The sequence below is a fragment of the Bacillus sp. TE8-1 genome, from assembly GCF_008368855.1.
Taxonomy (GTDB): domain Bacteria; phylum Bacillota; class Bacilli; order Bacillales; family Bacillaceae_G; genus Bacillus_A; species Bacillus_A cereus.
Genome location: NZ_QPET01000009.1, coordinates 139436 through 159438, shown reverse-complemented (window position 1 = coordinate 159438; position 20003 = coordinate 139436). Strand labels below are relative to the sequence as shown.

Sequence of the window (20003 nt, the reverse complement as noted above, 5' to 3'; positions counted from 1 at the left end):
TCACTCTTTACGCACTCCAATGCGATGGACGGGACAATAATTTCGGTAATTTCGTATGCTTATCCCCTCTCGCAGCATTAACTTGAACTTGCGTCAGAAAAATACTATTAGTAAAATCAGCCCCGCGAATATCTGCATCTCGCAAATCTGCTCCGATGAGATCTGCTCCTCTTAAATCTGCACCATTTAAGTTAGCCGCAATTAAATAAGCTCCTCTTAAATTTGCACCTTGTAAATTTTTCTTTTTCAGATTCGCTCCCATAAGGTCTGCTCCGCGGTGAATGATTCGTTTCTTACGCGCAGTATTCATTTCCTTCCATACTAGTTCGCTCGTTTCTAAAAGGAGAATGTTCACCTCTGCCCTATGCATTGGAACATTTATTTTCATTAACTCATCTGGATTTAAATTCGAAAGTCGCTCTGTCTCCTCAATTGCGTTCTCCAGCTCTTTATGAATTGGCTGTGTTGCCTTTAAAAGAATCGCCTCATTCAAATACCAAAGCATTTCATGAAGTTGATGCATAACCGGAAAAGCATCGTACATTTTTCTTGCATGCTTTGCATCTTTCCGCCAATCAATCCCTTTAAACGTACCCTGAGAAATCTTCTGTCCAGCACCGAAACACTCAAATACTGTACAACCTTTATACCCTTTTCCTCTAAGATTTTTATGTATACTACATTTAAAATCTGATTGTAAGTTGGAACATGGTTTACCACCATCTTTATTCACTGCAAAATCTACCGATGCTGCGAACGGTAATGCAACGCAACATAGACCGAAGCATTTTTCGCAGTTTGCTTTTAAATGATCGTTATGATTAGTCAAAATCTATACCCCCTGTTGTCTTTTGACTATTTCATAATATTCCAACTGTAATAAATAATCAATTTTAAAATAAACCAGCATCTTTCGTTTCAATTCATAACTTTATCATTCGATTTCCTTTCAATTGAAAAGGACTATTTCTATTTAATGAATTATAATTAAATTATAAATTTTCTAACTAAAAAGGAGACTTATTATGGCACTAGAAATGAAAACAAACTGTCAAATTTGCGATCAATCGCTCGAACAAGATTCTGAAGCATACATTTGTGTATATGAATGTACATTTTGCGCACCATGTACAGAAGAAAGACATAACGTTTGTCCAAACTGCGGCGGCGAATTAGTACGTAGACCGAAAAAGAAATAATAAAAAGCAAAGCGATATCGCTTTGCTTTTGTTTAGGCATCTGAAATTATATATTTAAAAACTTCACACAAACAGGCTCTGGCACAACAACATCAGATTGTAAAAGTGTTAACTTACCTGTAGATTCATCTCTTGAAAATAACACAAGATTATGTGACTTTTCATTTGTAGCAACAAGAAACTTTTCAGTAGGGTCTAATACAAAGTCCCTCGGCCAATTTCCTTCTGTAGATGTATGTTCAACAAATGTAAGCTGACCTGAATTTTGATCTACGCTATAAACAGCGATACTATTATGACCACGATTTCCTGCATATACAAAACGGCCGTCAGAAGAAATATGGATAGCACTGCCTTGACTATTTTCATCAAATTGTTCTGGAAGAGTAGAAATATACTGTAATTCTGTAAAGGATCCTTCTTCCGAGTTATATGTTAGCGCAATAACCTCTGAACTAAGCTCCGTCATTACATAAGCGTATTTTCCATTTGGATGAAAAGCAATGTGTCTTGGTCCACTTCCCGGATTCACAGACAGGCTATTCACTTCTATTAATGTACTATCTTTTATTTCATACGTAATTAATTTATCTATCCCTAAATCAACACCTATCACATATTTTTCATCAGGAGTATATCCCGCGTAATGTGCATGTGGTTTTTCTTGTCTTTCTTTATTCGGACCTGAACCTTCATGTGCCATAATAGATGCAGCAGGATTTACAGTTCCATTTTCTTCATTTACTTTAAAAGACTCAATCGTTCCTTTATGGTAATTTGCTGTAACTACTGTATGATTTCCACTATCAACACTAATATGACAAGGAGAAGCCCCTTCTACTACTTGTCTATTTTTCGCTTTTAGTTCTCCAGTATGACTATCAATGGAATAAGCAGCTACACCGCCAGATTCGCCTTCCTTAACAACGGAATAGAGATATTCATTATTTCGGTTAATCGTTACATATGTAGGGTTATCCAGCTTAGCGGCAAGTGTTACATTACTAATTTTTTTTGCTTCTGTGTCTAAAGTAAACTTATATATTCCTTCGCTATTTTCTTTCGTGTAAGTTCCAACATATCCGATAAACTCTTTGTTATCCTTCATTTTCATAACCCTCTCTCCCTATATTTTTCATTCATCATACTTCTTAACATATTTTATGTTGAAAGAGTATCCTAAAAAATCGGAGTACCTCTTTATACGTTACCATATTTTCTTGGTAAATAGCTTTTAAACCCACTTTTTTTGGTACGTTGCTATACTTTCATATTCTTCTTCCAATTGACGGGACAGACGAATATAGATTGGCGTTAAATCTTTATATTTTTCCACACTTTCCATGTTTGGCTCATGATGAAAATCTGCACCTACCATTTCAGAAACTACGGATAATGTATCTATTTCACCTAAACTATATAAACCGAGGATTGCAGCTCCTAAGCAAGAACTTTCAAAACTTTCCGGAACATATACGTCTTGATGGAAAATATCTGCCATCATCTGTCTCCAAAGTTCCGATCTTGCAAAACCACCTGTCGCTTGAATTTTTTTCGGTTCACCAATTAGCTCTTTTAAAGCGAGAAGAACTGTATATAAGTTATAAATTACTCCTTCTAAAACAGCACGGATCAGATGTTCTTTCTTATGATGCAATCCGAGTCCAAAGAAAGATCCTCGTGCATTTGCATTCCATAAAGGAGCTCTTTCCCCTGCTAAATACGGGTGAAATAATAAACCGTCAGATCCAGGATTCACTTTTGCTGCTATTTCAGTAAGTACTTCATATGGATCTTTTCCTAAACGCTTCGCAAGTTCAATCTCTGAAGTACCCAATTGGTCACGAGCCCATCTGAAAATCATACCACCGTTATTAACTGGACCACCGATTACCCAATGGTCTTCAGTTAACGCATAACAAAAGATTCTCCCTTTTGGATCTGTTACAGGACGATTTGTTACAGCACGAATCGCACCGCTTGTACCAATTGTAACAGCCACAACGCCAGGATCTATTGCATTTACCCCTAAATTAGATAGTACTCCATCACTCGCTCCTACTACAAAAGGCGTAGAAACAGGTACATTCATCTCTTTGGCCAGCTCTTCATCTAATCCTGTTAAACTGTGCGTTGTTGGAACAAGCTTTGAAAGCTTTTCATCTGTAATTCCCGCAACATATAAAGCCTCTTCATCCCATTTTAAAGATTTTAAATTAAACATCCCTGTTGCTGATGCTATAGAATAATCAATTACATACTCTTTATATAACTTGTAAAAAACATATTCTTTAATAGAAATGAATTTATAACTTTTTGCGAATAACTCTGCCTTCTCATTCTGTAGCCAAACTAATTTCGAAAGTGGTGACATCGGATGAATTGGTGTCCCAGTACGAAGGTAAATTTCGTGACCATTCATATCATTCTTTATTTTCTCCGCCCAGCTTGCACTTCTATTATCTGCCCAAGTGATACATCTCGTTAACGGCTTTCCCTTTTCATCTACAGCAATGATACTATGCATTGCCGAACTAAAAGAGACACAAAGAATATCACTTGGCTGTACACTACTTGATCGTACAGTTTCTTTAATCGTATGTATTACTGCACGAAAAATTTCTTCTGGGTCTTGTTCTGCTGTTTCAGGCGTAGGAGAATATAAAGGATATTCAATTCCATGACTAGCAATAACAGATCCATCAGTAGAAAATAGAACTGATTTTGTACTAGTTGTCCCAATGTCTACACCAATCATATATTTTGAGCTCACCATTTCTTCCTCCTAACAAAAAATTGTTACAGTATCCCACCATAAAAATACATTCCTTTTATCTATTGATAACGTTGTATGCCACAATTATCTAAATAGAAACATCTTTATCTTAAACAAACATATCGATTAGTAAAACGCCTCCAAAAGCGATAAATGAAAGTAACGTTTCTAATACTGTCCATGTTTTAAATGTTTCTTTCACTGTTAAACCTAGGTATTCTTTTACCATCCAAAAACCAGCATCGTTTACGTGTGAAAACATTAATGCTCCTGCACCTGTTGCAATAACGAGTAATTCTAAGTTCACACCTGTTGTATTTTCAACGATTGGCGAAACGATACCCGCTGCTGTTGTTAAGGCGACTGTCGCTGACCCTGTCGCAATTCGAATTAAACCAGCTACTATAAATGCTAATACAATTGGAGATAGAGCTAAATGTTCAGACATTTGAGCAATAGCATTCCCTACCCCACTATCGATAAGAATTTGCTTAAAACCCCCGCCAGCACCAATAATCGCAACAATTGAACCGATTGGTAATAAGCTATCTTCTGTTATCTTCTTAATAGCTTTTTTATCGATACCTTGACGAAATCCAAGAAAATAGAACGCCGCAAAACATGCAATCAATAGTGCAATGATAGGACTACCGATTAATGTGATAATCTTCATCAAAGTATTAGAAAGAGGCACATAAGGAGCTGCTGCAGCTAAAACCATTAACATAACAGGTAACAATATAACTAAAAATGAAACTCCTATTCCTGGTAATTTCGTTGATTTTGTATTTACACGAATCAATTCTGGCTCATTTTCAGGAATTACACGTTTGTGAATCCATTTCGCAAATATAGGACCTGCAATAATCGCTGCAAAAAATGTAATAATGAGTGAATACATTAGTACCTTCCCAAGATTCGCTTTATAAATACCAATTGCAACTATGGCCCCTGGATGCGGAGGAACAAGACCGTGCACGACAGATAGCCCAGCAATTGCTGGTAATGCTATTAATAAAATATTTTGTTTCGTTGTTTTATGAATTGAAATTACTAACGGCAGTAATATTAAAATACCTACTTCAAAAAACACCGGGATTCCAATAATAAAACCTGCAATTAACATAGCCCATGGTAAGTTTTTTATCCCAAAGGATTTAATAAAGAACTCTGCCACTTGCATTCCAGCACCTGACTCTGCCATCATTTTCCCTAAAATTGTACCTAATACTAAAATACCTACTAAATGCCCTAGAACACTTCCCACTCCTGTTTCATAAGCACTCACTATTTTATCCATTGGCATTCCAGACATAATTGCTAAAAACAAACTTGCAACCGTTAAACTAATAAACGCATGCCATCTCCACCACGACACCCCTAAAATAACAATTACGATTGATAATAATGTAATCATTAAAAGGTACATATTCATACTCAGTTCCACCCCTTTATGTAAACCCTTTCAAAATTACTATACAATTAAGAGAACCTATATCGTTCTTTCATGAGTAAGAATTTATATATCGATATACAAATCATATTCACAAAATAATAATTTATACAAAAAGAATCTCCCTTATCAGAGATACATGTTAACTACTCTCTCTGATAAGGGGATTTCTCTTTCATAATTATAGTGTTATTTTATACATGCTTCATACGAGCATATTTTCCTTCTTCAAAAGTGAATGACACTTTCTTCTCTGCTGTTTTCACGTAGTAAGACTACAAACTCAGGATCCAGTTTAAACGATGAAGTTACTTAGGATTTGTCCTCTCATGAAAAGCAATTTTCGGAAAGCCCCTTCACTTTTATGCATTATAATTTAGGAGCTTTCGCCCAATCCGCAGCAAACTTCTCAATACCTTGATCTGTTAATGGGTGCATAGCAAGTTGCTCGATTACTTTATAAGGGATTGTTGCAATGTGAGCACCTGCCATCGCTACACGAGTTACGTGATCTGGATGTCTAACAGAAGCCGCAATAATTTGTGTATCTAATTGATGAAGATCGAATAATTCAGCAATTTTAGCAACTAATAATACGCCATCTTCAGAAATATCATCTAAGCGCCCTAAAAATGGAGAAACATACGTTGCACCTGCTCGAGCTGCTAAAAGTGCTTGGTTCACGGTGAAAATAAGTGTAACGTTCGTTTTTACACCTTTTTCAGTAAGATAGCGACAAGCTTCTAATCCTGCTAGCGTCATCGGAAGTTTTATTGTAACTTTTTCATCGCCGCCGTTAATCTTAATCAGTTCCTCTGCTTGAGCGATCATCTCTTCAGCTGTAACAGCATCTGGCGTTACTTCTGCCGAAACAGATTCAACTTTCGGCACTGCCTGACAAATTTCTGCAATACGGTCTTCAAACTTAATGCCCTCTTTTGCTACTAAAGAAGGATTTGTTGTAACACCAGCTAAAACTCCAAGTTTATATGCTTTTTTTATGTCCTCAAGATTTGCAGTATCAATAAAAAACTTCATGATCTATTCCCTCCATTTTTTAAACATCAATGAGTTAAATTTTTAAGATGTTTATTTCTTTTCTACTGCATGTCCGCCAAATTCATTGCGCAGAGCTGCTACAACTTTTCCTGTAAATGTATCATTGTCTAATGAGCGGTAGCGCATTAATAGAGACATTGCGATAACAGGAGTTGCTGTTTGAAGGTCTAATGCTGTTTCTACTGTCCATTTTCCTTCACCAGAAGAATGCATAACACCCTTAATTTCATCCAGTTTTGCATCTTTAGAAAATGCATTTTCTGTTAATTCCATTAACCAAGAGCGAATGACTGAACCGTTGTTCCATACTCTTGATACTTTTTCATAATCGTAGTCAAATTCACTTTTCTCTAGAATCTCAAATCCTTCACCAATAGCAGCCATCATACCGTATTCAATTCCGTTGTGAACCATTTTTAAGAAGTGACCACTACCAGCTTTTCCAGCATATAAAAATCCATTTTCTACAGCAGTATCGCGGAAGATAGGTTCAACGATGTCCCAAGCTTCTTGATCTCCTCCGATCATGTAACAAGCACCATTACGAGCGCCTTCCATTCCGCCAGAAGTTCCTGCATCCATAAAGTGAATGCCATCTTTCTTTAATTGTTCATATCGGCGGATAGACTCTTTATAATGTGAATTACCTGCTTCAATTAAAATATCTCCTTTTGATAAAAGTGGTGTAACCTCATCAATAACAGAATCAACAACAGCGTGTGGTACCATTACCCAAAGAATTCTTGGTGATTGTAATGACTGAACAAGTTCACTTAAACTAGATGTACCTGTTGCCCCGTACTCTTTCATTTCTTCCACTGCACTTGCATTTAAATCAAATGCTGCTACTTCATGTTTATGATCCATTAAATTTTTCCCTAAATTTAATCCCATTTTACCTAACCCAATTAATCCTACTTGCATAATATAATTCCTCCTCAGATTATCTTTTATTAAAAATTCATATCACTACGATTTTGAATACCATTCAGTATTGATAAATCTAGAAAGGTATTCACAGTCATAGCTTAAGAATTCAACACATTTTTTGTAATTTGAACAACATTTTCTATCGTAAATCCAAATAGATTCATGACTTCAGCTCCAGTGCCTGAAGCTCCAAATGTTTCAATTGATAGTACTTTTCCTTCTTGTCCTACATAACGCTCCCACCCGAGAGATACACCCATCTCAAGAGATACTCGTTTCGTTACAGAAGACGGAAGAACGGATTCTTTATATTCATTCGATTGACGATCGAATAACTCCCAGCTCGGCATTGCAACGATGCGAACAGAGACATTGTCTTCTTCTAGTTTTGCTTTTGCACTAGCAGCTAAGGATACTTCAGAACCTGTCGCAATTAAAATTACATCCGGATTTTCATTTGTTTCCGTTAATACGTAAGCTCCTTTAGAGAGATTCTCTATGTTCGCTTTCGTTTCATTAAACACCGGTAAATTTTGACGACTCAGTACTAAAACGACTGGACCATCCGTTTGCTGTAAAGCATACGCCCAAGCACTTGCTGTTTCATTTGCATCTGACGGACGGATAACTGTTAGACCAGGAATTGCTCGAAGCGCTGCTAAATGTTCAATAGGTTCATGCGTTGGACCATCTTCTCCTACAGCGATCGAATCATGTGTAAATACGTAAGTAACAGGTAACTTTTGCAGTGCAGCAAGTCGAATCGATGGACGAAGATAGTCATTAAATACAAAGAATGTACTTACGAATGGTTTTACCCCTCCATGAAGAGCCAGTCCATTCGCTGCCGCGCCCATTGCATGTTCACGTACACCGAAGTATATATTGCGGCCAGCATACGATTCTACTGCATATACTGCTTCACCTTTTATATCTGTCATCGTAGAATGAGAAAGATCTGCACTTCCACCGAAAATAGAAGGAATCGTTTTCACATAATGATTAATAGCTTCCCCACTTGCAACACGAGTAGAAATCGTTTTTTCAGTATCAAAGGATAGAATGTCTTTCGCTTCGATTAAAACCTCACCTGTAATCGCTTTTTCTAATTCATCTGCTAGTGCAGGGTTTGACTCTCTGTATACGTTGAACTGCTCATTCCATTCATTCTCTTTTTCAATGCCTTTTTGTTTCAGTTCATTAAAATGAGCTGTTACTTCTTCAGGCACAAAGAAGTCTTCCTCATAATCCCAACCATACACTTGTTTTGTCGCTGTTGCCTCTTCTACTCCAAGCGGATTACCATGTGCTTTGTTCGTTCCAGCAACTTTTGGACTTCCATAACCTATAATGGTTCTAATTTCTATAAGAGTAGGTTGATCCGTATTTTCTTTCGCTAATGTAATGGCTTTTGTAATAGCATCGACATCGTTTCCATCTTCAACTCTTACATATTGCCAATGTACAGATTCTGCCCTTTTCTGAATATCTTCAGAGAAAGCAATGCCTAATTCACCATCAAGTGAAATTTCATTTGAATCATACAGTACAATTAACTTGCCAAGTTTCATATGTCCTGCCATTGACATCGCTTCATAAGCGACACCCTCCATTAAGTCACCATCTCCGACTAATGCGTACGTATTGTGATCTATAATAGAGTGACCATCCTTATTGAACTTCGCTGCTAAATGAGCTTCTGCCATTGCCATTCCGACAGCATTAGCAATCCCTTGTCCTAACGGGCCTGTCGTCGCTTCAACTCCAGGAGTATGACCAAACTCAGGATGTCCTGGTGTTTTACTATTTAACTTTCTGAAGTTTTTCAAGTCATCAATTGAAACGTCATATCCAGCTAAATGAAGTAAGCTATACAGTAGGCTCGATCCGTGTCCCGCTGATAAAACGAATCGATCACGGTTAAACCATTCTGGGTGATTAGGATTGTGATTTAAATGATTCGCCCATAATGCATAAGCCATCGGTGCTGCTCCCATCGGAAGACCTGGATGACCTGAATTTGCCGCATTAATAGCATCAATTGATAACGTACGAATTGTATTCACTGCTAATTGATTTATGTTTTGTGTCATAGTAATCGTCCCCCTACATGCTTTCATGAAAGAAAGTACTTATTTTTCCGTTTCTTGATCTAACCACCATTTAAATCCACTTTCTTGCAATAATTCATTCGACGCATCTGGACCATATGAACCAGACTCATATTCATGAAGTGGTAATAAGTTTTCCTCGAATGCTTCAAGAATTGGTTGTACCCATTCCCATGACAATTCAACTTCTTTCCAATGTGCAAAGAATGTAGCGTCTCCACTCACAGCATCATGAATGAGTCTTTCATACGCTTCAGGTACTCCCACATCTGCTTGCTCACAAGTAAAGTTAATACGCATCGGTTCAATTTCTCCATTTTTTAATGGATTTTTACTATTTAACTGTAATGAAACGTTCTCACCTGGGCTAATTTCAATTATTAACAAGTTAGGTGCTGCATTTGGATTACTATCTTGATATTGCTGTTTTAACGTATTTTTAAATTCGATTACAATACGAGTAGACTTTTCTTTCATTCGTTTACCTGTTCGTATATAAAAGGGAACGCCAGTCCAAAATGGATTATCGATCCACAAGCGAGCAGCAACAAATGTGTCTATGTTAGAAGAAGGATTTACTCCTGGTTCCTCTTTATATGCTACAACTTGCCCGCCTTTTATCTCTCCTGAAGCGTATTGTCCGCGAATGATATGGTTTTGAACGTCTTCTTTTTTCACTTTACGAAGCGTCTCCATTACCTTTCGCTTTTCCTCTCGAATTTCACATGCATTAACCTTTTCCGGCAGATTCATAGCAGTCATCATTAATATTTGTAACATATGATTTTGAACCATATCTCGAATGGCTCCTGCCTGGTCATAATATCCTGCCCTTTCTTCAACCCCAACTGTTTCACTAGCTGTGATTTGTACATTCGCTATATGTTCTTTATTCCAAATCGACTGGAGAACAGGATTTGCAAATTCTAGCGCTTCAAGGTTTTGAATCATCGGTTTACCTAAATAATGATCAATACGGTATATCTCGTCTTCTTCAAACGTGCGACTAAGCTTATCATTCAGCTCACGAGCAGATGCAAGGTCGTGCCCAAACGGTTTCTCAATCATCAGGCGTTTCCATCCATCTGTTTTATCAAGTCCGCTTTCCTTAATATTTAAAGCAATCGTCTCGAAAAATTCAGGAGCAACTGAAAGATAGAACATTCTATTACCTTTTATATGTAGTTCTTCTTCCCTTTCACGAACGACTTGTAATAATCTCTCATAGTCTTCCGGCTTACTCACATCTAATGGACAATAGCGAAAATTATCTAAAAAACCTTCCAGTTCCGGAGTACCTTCTTCCCTCTGACGAGAAAACGTCTCTATTGATTCTTTTATTCTTTCTTGAAAATCTTCGTGAGATACTTGACGTCTTCCAAGCCCGATAACAGATATTTGCTTTGGAAGCTTTTGATCTCTATATAAGTTATATAGCGCGGGGTAAATTTTGCGTTTCGCTAAGTCCCCTGTCGCTCCAAATAAAACAAAGGTCATTGATTCCAAGTTCAGTCCCCCTCTTGTTGTATAATCCTCTTCAATATACTAAAAATGAATTGTACAGAAGCTCATACTCTTATACTTCCTGTTTTTATAAAAAACAAAGAGTTATCTAATTCCAATTCTTTTTATACCTTTCGCTCTCTCATTGTCCCCAATATTAATAGTGGCAATTCAAAGCATTTCTACTACAACCTACTTATTTATAGAATTTAACGAAACATTTTATATTTGATTACTTTTAGTAATTAAATAATCTTATGTCTAGTATATTAACCATATAAATTATTATCGTCAATAAAAATGTCTTGCATTACATACTATTTATTTCGTAATGCTTTTCTAAGTGTATTCCTAATTACCATTCATTTTCAAAGATAATGATTGATATAACAAATGTCAGTTTCATCAAAATCTTCAATCATTTTTCCATTAAACTCACGAGCAGACGTTACATGATAACCAAAAGGCTTCTCTATAATAAGACGGTTCAATCCTTTTGTAGCCCACAATCCACTTTCCTTAATATTTAAAGCAATGACATCAAATACTTCTGGTATAACAGATAGGTAAAACATGCGGTTTTCAGGAATGTTTAATTCTGTTTCACGCCTCTTTACAAGACGCAACAAATCTTGATAGTCCTCTATATTCGCTGTATTTAATTGACAATAACGAAATGTGCTAATAAATTCTTCTACTCCTAATTCATCATCAGTAGATCTTCTAGAAAATGTAGCAAGGGATTGTTCTACCTTTGTTTGAAATTCCACATCTGACATTACCCTTCTGCCGATACCGATAATCGAAATAGATTGTGGTATATTTTGATTACTAAATAGTTTATATAAAGCAGGATAAATTTTGCATTTCGCTAAATCCCCCTGTCGCTCCGGATAAAGTGAAACTTTAATCAGTGGGGGTTTTGTTCATCCCCACTGATTATTAGTTGAACCAATCGGGCTTTTACAGGCAGTTGCCCCACCTAACTTCTATGATATCGCTGAATTTTGAGGTGGGGGTCTTACTGCCTGTTAATGCGGGGTAAAAGAAATGTCATTGAATCCATTTGTTCTCTCCCTTTTAAAACAATTGCTAGAATAGAATATATAAGTTCATTCGCTACTTAGCACAATACTGTCTCTAAAACCTCATACTTTACCAATGTTTCTTCAATACAATTTTCCCAAGAGCACGTTCTGACTCACTTATGTGGTGTGCTTTTTTTACACCTTCTACATGTAAAGGCAACACATGCGTGACAACAGGTTTAATCTTCCCGCTCTCAATTAATTCTGTAATAAGAGAAAGTTCATATCCGTTAGGTTCAGTAAATATATGGTCACTCTCAATATTTTTCTCTCTTGATATCTCGGTTTGCGGAATTTTCATACCTTTCGGACCATAAATAGACGCTAACTTTCCATTTGGGGCAAGCACTTTATAACTATTCTTTAATACATCCCCACCTAACACATCAAATACAATATTGTAATTATGCAAAAGCAAAGAAAAGTCTTCCGTTTTGTAATCGACGACAGTATCAGCGCCTAGATCCTTTACAAATTGCATGTTTTTCGTACTAGTCGTAGTTGCAACATATGCACCGAAGCTTTTTGCTAGCTGAATAGCAAACGTACCAATCCCGCCAGATCCAGCATGAATTAAAACCTTATTACCCTTTTGAACATTAGCGAATTTTACTAAACTTTGCCAACTTGTCAAACCTACTAGAGGGATTGATGCTGCTTCCTCAAAAGATAGATTTCTCGGTTTTTTCGCTACATACTTCTCATCTACAGCCACGTACTCTGCATAAGTACCATTTCGTTCAATATCTGGACGACTATATACTTCATCCCCCACTTTAAATGCGGTAACGTTTTTTCCTATAGAAGCAACTACACCTGCAACATCCCATCCTAAAACGAGCGGGAAGTCATAAGAAATTACGTCTTGAAGTAAACCCTCACGTATTTTCCAATCCACAGGATTTACACCAGCTGCATATACTTCAATCAGTACATCGTTGTCTTCCAATAGCGGTGTCTGCATTTCAATCTCTTGTAGTACACTTTTATCTCCATATTGCATAAGTCCTATTGCTTTCATTCTTTTCACTCCTTTACAAGGCTGGGAAATGCGGCAGCACTTCTTCTCCTAGCTCATCCAATACTTCGTCAGCTGGACGTTGACCATCAAATAGAGCAAGGAATAAATGATTCACACCAATACTTTTATATATATCAAGTAATTCAATTAGTGCCTTACGCCCTGTACGGTAACCTAAACGTATCGGTGTAGGACGTTCATTTGGATCTTCAGATAAATCTAAATGCATCGGTTGTATAAATGGTTTGAATACATCTGGATGATAATCCTCTACTCGTTCTCTCCATTGTCCAATTGCTCCCGCCTGATGCACCGGACTACGTGGATAATACATCCATCCATCTCCATGTTCAGCGAACCATTCCATATTTTGCTGACTAAAACCTGTAATAAAGGTTGGAACACGTTTAGACGGTTTTGGAACTAAATTCGCACCATGAACTTCTCCTAGTGTCGACTGGATAGACGGGAAGTTTTTATACAAAATTTCTTCCAAGTAAGCAAATGCTTCTCTAAACTTTTCACCTCGTGTTTCATGGCTAACACCTAATGCTTTGAAATCGGCACGTCTGTCACCGGATGAAACGCCAAGCATAATTCTTTCTGGAAATAGTTGATCTAATGTAGCAATTTCTTTTGCTACACGCAATGGATGACGAAGTGACAACACTGTTGCCGACGTTCCAAATGCGATTTTCTCTGTCTTGCTTGCTAAATACGTCAAATAAATCATCATATCGTAAATTTGACCTGTTGCAGGATCACCAAAATCAGGGTCTTGCAGCAATACATCGCGAAGCCATACACCTGTAAAACCGTATTGTTCCGCTTTTTGTACTAACTCTACTTGTTTTTCCATCGTTGGAGCATGAAACTGATAATTTTCAATCGGAATGTGAACTCCTAACGTAAGTTGATCTTTCGCAAACATACGATTATATCCAAAATGGTTCGCAAACTTTTCCATGTGTTTCACTCACTTTCCCTCATTCATATAAACCTATACTTTTCATATTTCTTCTCAAAATTTATAAGCAACACTGCAACACCACATTGTTGCCGATTGTCATCGTTATAACTTTCTTTGTGCTACGAGTGTTATTATAAATCGGCCATAACATGAATAACAGTACGTACTTTAAAGTGATGTAGGCACTTTAAAGTACCTATACTAAGTGAGTAGTAATAAACATAATGAATAAATCATGCTGCAAAAATCACATCTATCCTTTCTTCAAAAAGCTGTACTGTTGCTTTTGCAAATACGTTACATTATTTCATGTACGTTCCCTTTTTTTATATAAAATTGTTACTAACCAAATTCAAAATATTATACTTATTTTTTGTACTTTGCTATGCTATAACCACGAACAGGAGGTATAAACAATGAAAGCACAAATTATCCATTCTTTTGGTGATTCATCTGTATTTCAATTAGAAGAAGTTTCAAAACCGAAACTTTTACCAGGTCATGTTCTAATTCATGTAAAAGCAACAAGTGTAAATCCAATCGATACGAAAATGCGCAGTGGCGCTGTTTCATCAGTTGCGCCTGAATTTCCAGCTGTATTACACGGCGATGTCGCTGGTATTGTTATAGAAGTAGGAGAAGGTGTTTCGAAATTCAAAACTGGTGATGAAGTATATGGATGTGCCGGAGGTTTTAAAGAAACTGGTGGTGCACTTGCAGAATTTATGCTTGCTGATACGCGATTGATTGCTCACAAACCTAAAAATGTAACAATGGAAGAAGCAGCTGCTCTACCATTAGTTGCAATTACAGCTTGGGAATCTTTATTTGATCGTGCAAATATTAAATCTGGTCAAAATGTACTCATTCATGGAGCTACTGGTGGCGTAGGACACGTAGCCATTCAACTAGCTAAATGGGCAGGCGCTAAAGTTTTTACAACCGCTTCTCAGCAGAAAAAAATTGAAATAGCTCATCGTCTGGGAGCTGACGTAGCCATTAATTATAAAGAAGAATCTGTTCAAGAATATGTACAAAAACATACGAACGGAAACGGATTTGAAGTTATATTTGATACAGTAGGCGGCAAGAATCTTGATCATTCTTTTGAAGCTGCTGCGGTCAACGGAACTGTCGTAACAATTGCAGCTCGTTCAACCCATGACCTCTCTCCTTTACACGCAAAAGGACTCTCTCTGCACGTTACTTTTATGGCTTTAAAAATATTACATACAGATAAACGTGACGCTTGCGGGGAAATTTTAACTAAACTAACGCAAATAGTAGAAGAAGGACACCTTCGACCATTGCTAGATTCTAAACTTTTTACGTTTGATGAAGTTGCACAAGCACATGAATATTTGGAGTCAAATAAAGCAATTGGGAAAATAGTGTTGAAAAACGTTTGGTAATTATAGTCCGATAAAAATAATGATTGCTCGTTGCTAGAAAGTAACAGAATAAATAAGATTCCTTTATTGCTAACATCATTTATCAAATTTCATGATGCCAGTGATTGTAGGAAGAACAATAAAGTTGCATAAAGGTCAATTTATGCAACTTTATTTATTATAGTTTTTAATTCCCTCTACATATATGCTACATACATATCTAAAATTTACTGCTGAACTATCTAATCCTTGAAAACCCCAGTTGAATCCAACTGTATAATTTCTTACAGTTAAAATACGAAAATAACCCATATTTTGAGGACCTCAATTGCACCCCATTTTCTGAATAAAAAATAATATTAAATTCAATAATTTAATGTGATAGTATATGTTGAACTCTTCATGAGACTATCATTCATATTACTATTTAGGAGGATTTATGAGCAATCAAAATAATAATGAAGCACCAAATAAAATGGAAAGCGTAGTCATGATTTTAGGACTATTTTTACCACTCTTCCTTCCTGCTCTTCTCATGCTAGCATTAGGGAAATGGATGCCAGATGAAATTGTATATTCTGGAGTCATGTCATTATTTATTCTGTCCATTGAGTTATTCATAATAGCTGCTATTTTTACTAAGATTTTAAGTGTATGTGGATTACCTGAAAAGAAACTAGATGAATTAGGATTTTTAGGATTTACGATTTCAGTGGTTACATCATTCTTAGCTACTTATGTGGGGTATTTTGGCATAGCTAAAGTTGGATTAACCTCGGTTCAACTATCACCTCATGGCATTTTAATTATTGCAATCGTATCCACAATTATCTTAACTATTTTATTAAAGGTTTTAGAGAAATTTGATAATCAAGACGAGCTAGATACAAATAAATAAAATTGCAAACTAAAAAGGTATGCTTCAAATGGAGCATACCTTTTTCTTAATTACCAATTTAACATGAGAGATGCCACAACGCTAAACGCTTTTCCTCCTTTACAACAAGTAAAAAAATAACAGCCGAATTTTTCTTATAGTAGAAAAATTCGGCTGTTTTCATATCGCAATTTGCTTTTTTATTAAAATACACTACGTACTAATCCCCCGTCTATTCGCAACGCGGAACCATTAATTGCTGAAGAAAGTGGACTGCTTAAGAAAGTGACAAGATTAGCAATTTCTTCCGGTCGAATAAGTCTTTGAATAATAGAGGTTGGTCGATTCTCTTTCATAAATCGCTTCTCAGCTTCTTCTATTGTCAATTGCTCATTAGGATAAAGACTATTTAACATAGTCTCCACTCCTTCCGTTAAAGTCGAACCAGGCATGATAGTATTAACAGTCACATTCGTTCCTGTCGTCAGCTCAGCTAAACTGCGAGAAAGTGAGAGTTGCATCGTTTTAGTCGCACTATAATGAGCCATTTCTTGAGATGGCATAATAGCTGCTTCGCTAGCAATAAAGATGACTCTTCCTTCTTTTCTTTCAATCATTTGTTTTAAATACGAGCGAGTAAGTCGAACACCACTCATAATATTGACTTCAAACAATTTAAACCAATCTTCATCAGGAATATCAAAATATTCTACAGGTTCAAAAATTCCTAAGTTGTTAATAAGAATGTCTACTTCAGGGTACTTTTCAATCACATTTTGGCACCCTTGTTCTGTTCCTAAATCAGCTACTACGGGTTGAAGGATAGCATCCGGATACTGCGCTCGAATTTCGTTTATCGTTTGATTAACATTTTCTTCACGGCGTCCATTAATAAGTACAGTAGCTCCTTCCGCTACTAATGAAGTGGCAATTGCTTTTCCAATCCCTGCCGTAGATCCAGTAACCAGTGCTGTTTTTCCTTTTAATTGCATATGCATATAAATCCCTCCAAATTCATGTGCTAAATGATTGACTTACGTTGAAATAAATAATTACGTTTATATTGTGGTTCACTTCTCTTATCTTTAACAAAAAATAAGCAGATCCACCCTTTTTTCGAAAGAGTATAAAGTGAAACTTTAATCAGTGGGGGGTTCATCCTCCACTGATTATTAGCCTTCACCAATCGGGCTTTTACGGGCAGCCCGACCCGGCAAATAGCGGGATAAACGAAAATTATGTAGCTATTGCACTCTGTACTGAATTAAAAATCGAAATTATCATCATTTAGATTTACTCGATAATTCTGATTCTAATCATTGTAATGTTAAAAAATTACATCAACAGCAAAGTAACGCTAAAACCAACTAATAAATACCATTATGATATATATTAACGATAAAGAAAATTACGCACTTTAAAGTTCCATAGGAACAAAAAAGTGCCCTATATACTATAATTTCTAACTTTTTATATTTACTAACGTAGTATCCTTTTCTATCATAAAAAAGAGTGTAAAATTACACATTCTTACATACAGTTATAGGATTATTTTTTATCCTAATTAACTAAAAACCATATAACATAAAGTGAAACTTTAATCAGCCCGACCCCCACCTAACTTCTTTGCTTCCGCTGAATTTTGAGGCAGGGTCTTACTGCCCGGCAAATAGCGGGATAACATCCAAAAAAACCTTGCAGAAAAATTCTACAAGGTTTTTGTCTATACATACAAATTAATCACTATATTAAAATAAAAGAGTTTATAATTCATCACAATAATATTAAATATAAGCTGCTTTAAAGGCTTGTTGGACAGCTTGTACTTCTAATGAGTCTTTACCATATAAGTTCGTTGCTACACGAATACAAGCTTCTTTTAATTCTTTAAAATCAGAAGTCATATTTAATTCATCCGTATTTGCATAATAGAAAATATCAAACATTTTATCTTCTCCAATGCCATGTACATTTACTCCATTATGGCTTCCACCACTAGCAATCAAGTAAGCTACTTTATTAATAATGCTAGAGTTCGTGTGTACACCACCATGATCGTGGTCAGCATCAATAGGTAAGTTATTATAATACCTATAATCCTCTGGATATCTAGAAGAGATGGATGATGGGTTTTTCATATCTCTAAAAATACGACCTGATTGTTCTCCCATTGTCCAATTGAACTTTCCGTTATTGGCATACTTTTCAACTGCTACTCCTAAAATATCAGATAGAGCCTCATTAATTGCACCAGCTTCTCCTGCATACTCAAGTCCAGACTCATTTCTTGTAACCGCGTGTGTAAATTCATGTCCTGCCACATCAAATGCTCTAACAATTGGATCTCCGTATACTAACATAGCTCCATTACTAAATGCATTAAACCACTGCTTAGGATTTCCTTTATTCGTACCATTTGTGTTCCAACCATGAACGACAGAAATTACTTTTTGCCCATTATTATCAAAGCTGTTACGGCCATATTTTTCTTGATAAAAATCATATACTTTCGTTGCTAAATAATGGGCACTAACTGCTTTAGGATCAGTAAAATTTGTAGAATTACTTGTTACTAAATCATCGAGATACCCCCATACATTTCTTCTATAATTATTATAATCTTTATAATTAGCAGTATATGTTTCAATTCCCTTACCACGAGAATAATCTGCAAGCATGTACGTTCCATCACTTCGCTGCGTAATTCCAAACGTACGATTAATACCTAAGTCATCTTTTCCTGTACCTGTTAATTTTGAAGGATCTTGTGATTTATTTGCTGTCGCAGATTGGACAATACTACTATCTACTTGTATACCCAATTTTTGAACGAGTTCTTTTAATAGATTACCACCAAAAGCATCAATTAATACTGTACCAGATACATATTCAGGTGTAGATGCACTAAAAGTAATTTGATATGCGTTTGTAGCTTTATTTGTATTTTCATCTACATATACCACTTGTTTAATTTCTGGTTCTTCAATAAATGTAAGATCATTTCCATAGATGTTAAAAAGCTGTTTCTTTGCATCCTCTTCTGATAAAGTAATAGGTTGTTTCAAATCTTCCTGTTGTTGTAGATCTTGGGCACTATCCCCCGAAACGCTCGTAAGTACACCATCATCATTAATATGTGCTGTTAGTTGATATCCGTATACATCACGTCCTTCATACGTTTGTTGAAGACGTACCAATGTAGTACCATCATAAGATTTACGACTTTGCGTAACATTATAATTAACTTTGGATTCCGTATTAACTTGCTTTGATGATAATGCTTGTTCTGTTTTTCCTTTTAGTGCATCCTTTGCTACATTTTCTGCTGATTTTTGAGAAGGTGCTGTTAAATTACCTGTTCGGAACGTATCCTCCTTTGTTTCCACTTTTAAATCTTCTGTTGCCGCATGTACTCCTCCATAGGGCATAATCGCCGATAACACCACTCCTGTAGTTAAACCTACCTTTACGAAATTCTTCATATTCTTACTCCTTTACAATCTTATTATTAAGTTAAATAAATGTTTTTCAGAATTGGAAACATAGATATTTCAAACTATCTATGTTTATCTACTGTTTATGAATTGTGATTCCTCATAATATAGATAGATTGCGTCTTTACTTT

16 protein-coding genes are annotated in these 20003 nt (G+C 36.1%); 3 read left to right on the top strand and 13 right to left on the bottom strand.

Annotation, left to right across the window (positions count from 1 at the left end):
• Positions 1 to 7: 7 nt before the first annotated feature.
• Positions 8 to 829 carry a pentapeptide repeat-containing protein gene (locus DN404_RS07335; RefSeq protein ID WP_000181428.1) on the bottom strand — a complete coding sequence of 274 codons (822 nt, stop codon included), beginning with the start codon at positions 827 to 829 and terminating at the stop codon, positions 8 to 10.
• A gap of 196 nt (positions 830 to 1025) precedes the next feature.
• Between DN404_RS07335 and DN404_RS07330 the strand changes: the two genes are divergently transcribed.
• The gene (locus tag DN404_RS07330; protein ID WP_001162788.1) at positions 1026 to 1199 is read left to right on the top strand and encodes a DUF1272 domain-containing protein; all 174 of its coding nucleotides are present in this window, start codon (positions 1026 to 1028) and stop codon (positions 1197 to 1199) included.
• A gap of 46 nt (positions 1200 to 1245) precedes the next feature.
• On the opposite strand, the gene DN404_RS07325 is transcribed toward DN404_RS07330, so the two are convergent.
• The 10 genes from DN404_RS07325 to DN404_RS07275 form a co-directional block, all read right to left on the bottom strand.
• Positions 1246 to 2313: a lactonase family protein gene (locus DN404_RS07325; RefSeq protein WP_149214905.1), complete on the bottom strand. Its 1068-nt coding sequence runs from the start codon at positions 2311 to 2313 to the stop codon at positions 1246 to 1248.
• A 120-nt stretch (positions 2314 to 2433) separates the two neighbouring features.
• Entirely contained in the window at positions 2434 to 3975 is a 1542-nt protein-coding gene (gene gntK, locus DN404_RS07320) for a gluconokinase (protein WP_149214904.1), read from the bottom strand.
• 109 nt (positions 3976 to 4084) lie between these two features.
• Positions 4085 to 5410 (bottom strand): gluconate permease GntP, encoded by a 1326-nt coding sequence (gntP, locus tag DN404_RS07315; RefSeq protein WP_006922503.1) that lies wholly within the window; start codon positions 5408 to 5410, stop codon positions 4085 to 4087.
• A gap of 387 nt (positions 5411 to 5797) precedes the next feature.
• Positions 5798 to 6466, bottom strand: a complete 669-nt coding sequence (fsa, locus tag DN404_RS07310) for a fructose-6-phosphate aldolase (RefSeq protein WP_149214903.1) — start codon at positions 6464 to 6466, stop codon at positions 5798 to 5800.
• A gap of 51 nt (positions 6467 to 6517) precedes the next feature.
• Positions 6518 to 7411, bottom strand: coding sequence for a phosphogluconate dehydrogenase (NAD(+)-dependent, decarboxylating) (gnd, locus tag DN404_RS07305; protein ID WP_001195911.1), 894 nt, complete (start codon positions 7409 to 7411; stop codon positions 6518 to 6520).
• Positions 7412 to 7515: 104 nt separating this feature from the next.
• A complete protein-coding gene (tkt, locus tag DN404_RS07300) occupies positions 7516 to 9510 on the bottom strand; it encodes a transketolase (RefSeq protein WP_149214902.1) in 1995 nt (664 codons plus the stop codon).
• A 39-nt stretch (positions 9511 to 9549) separates the two neighbouring features.
• Complete coding sequence (gene zwf / locus DN404_RS07295; RefSeq protein ID WP_016122892.1) at positions 9550 to 11034, bottom strand: glucose-6-phosphate dehydrogenase; 1485 nt, start codon at positions 11032 to 11034, stop codon at positions 9550 to 9552.
• A 365-nt stretch (positions 11035 to 11399) separates the two neighbouring features.
• A complete protein-coding gene (locus DN404_RS07290; RefSeq protein ID WP_071739363.1) occupies positions 11400 to 11891 on the bottom strand; it encodes a glucose-6-phosphate dehydrogenase in 492 nt (163 codons plus the stop codon).
• 295 nt (positions 11892 to 12186) lie between these two features.
• Entirely contained in the window at positions 12187 to 13140 is a 954-nt protein-coding gene (locus DN404_RS07280; RefSeq protein ID WP_016122894.1) for an NADP-dependent oxidoreductase, read from the bottom strand.
• 13 nt (positions 13141 to 13153) lie between these two features.
• On the bottom strand, positions 13154 to 14107 hold the full coding sequence (locus DN404_RS07275; RefSeq protein WP_042867147.1) for an LLM class oxidoreductase: 954 nt from the start codon (positions 14105 to 14107) through the stop codon (positions 13154 to 13156).
• A 419-nt stretch (positions 14108 to 14526) separates the two neighbouring features.
• Between DN404_RS07275 and DN404_RS07265 the strand changes: the two genes are divergently transcribed.
• Both DN404_RS07265 and DN404_RS07260 read left to right on the top strand, forming a co-directional pair.
• The gene (locus DN404_RS07265) at positions 14527 to 15522 is read left to right on the top strand and encodes a zinc-dependent alcohol dehydrogenase family protein (protein WP_149214900.1); all 996 of its coding nucleotides are present in this window, start codon (positions 14527 to 14529) and stop codon (positions 15520 to 15522) included.
• Positions 15523 to 15940: 418 nt separating this feature from the next.
• Positions 15941 to 16399: an epimerase gene (locus tag DN404_RS07260; protein WP_098276738.1), complete on the top strand. Its 459-nt coding sequence runs from the start codon at positions 15941 to 15943 to the stop codon at positions 16397 to 16399.
• Positions 16400 to 16581: 182 nt separating this feature from the next.
• Here the strand turns inward: DN404_RS07260 and DN404_RS07255 are convergent, their stop codons facing one another.
• Both DN404_RS07255 and DN404_RS07245 read right to left on the bottom strand, forming a co-directional pair.
• Positions 16582 to 17376 (bottom strand): SDR family NAD(P)-dependent oxidoreductase, encoded by a 795-nt coding sequence (locus DN404_RS07255; protein WP_098818537.1) that lies wholly within the window; start codon positions 17374 to 17376, stop codon positions 16582 to 16584.
• 786 nt (positions 17377 to 18162) lie between these two features.
• On the bottom strand, positions 18163 to 19860 hold the full coding sequence (locus DN404_RS07245) for a M4 family metallopeptidase (protein ID WP_078994362.1): 1698 nt from the start codon (positions 19858 to 19860) through the stop codon (positions 18163 to 18165).
• Between the last annotated feature and the right edge of the window lie 143 nt (positions 19861 to 20003).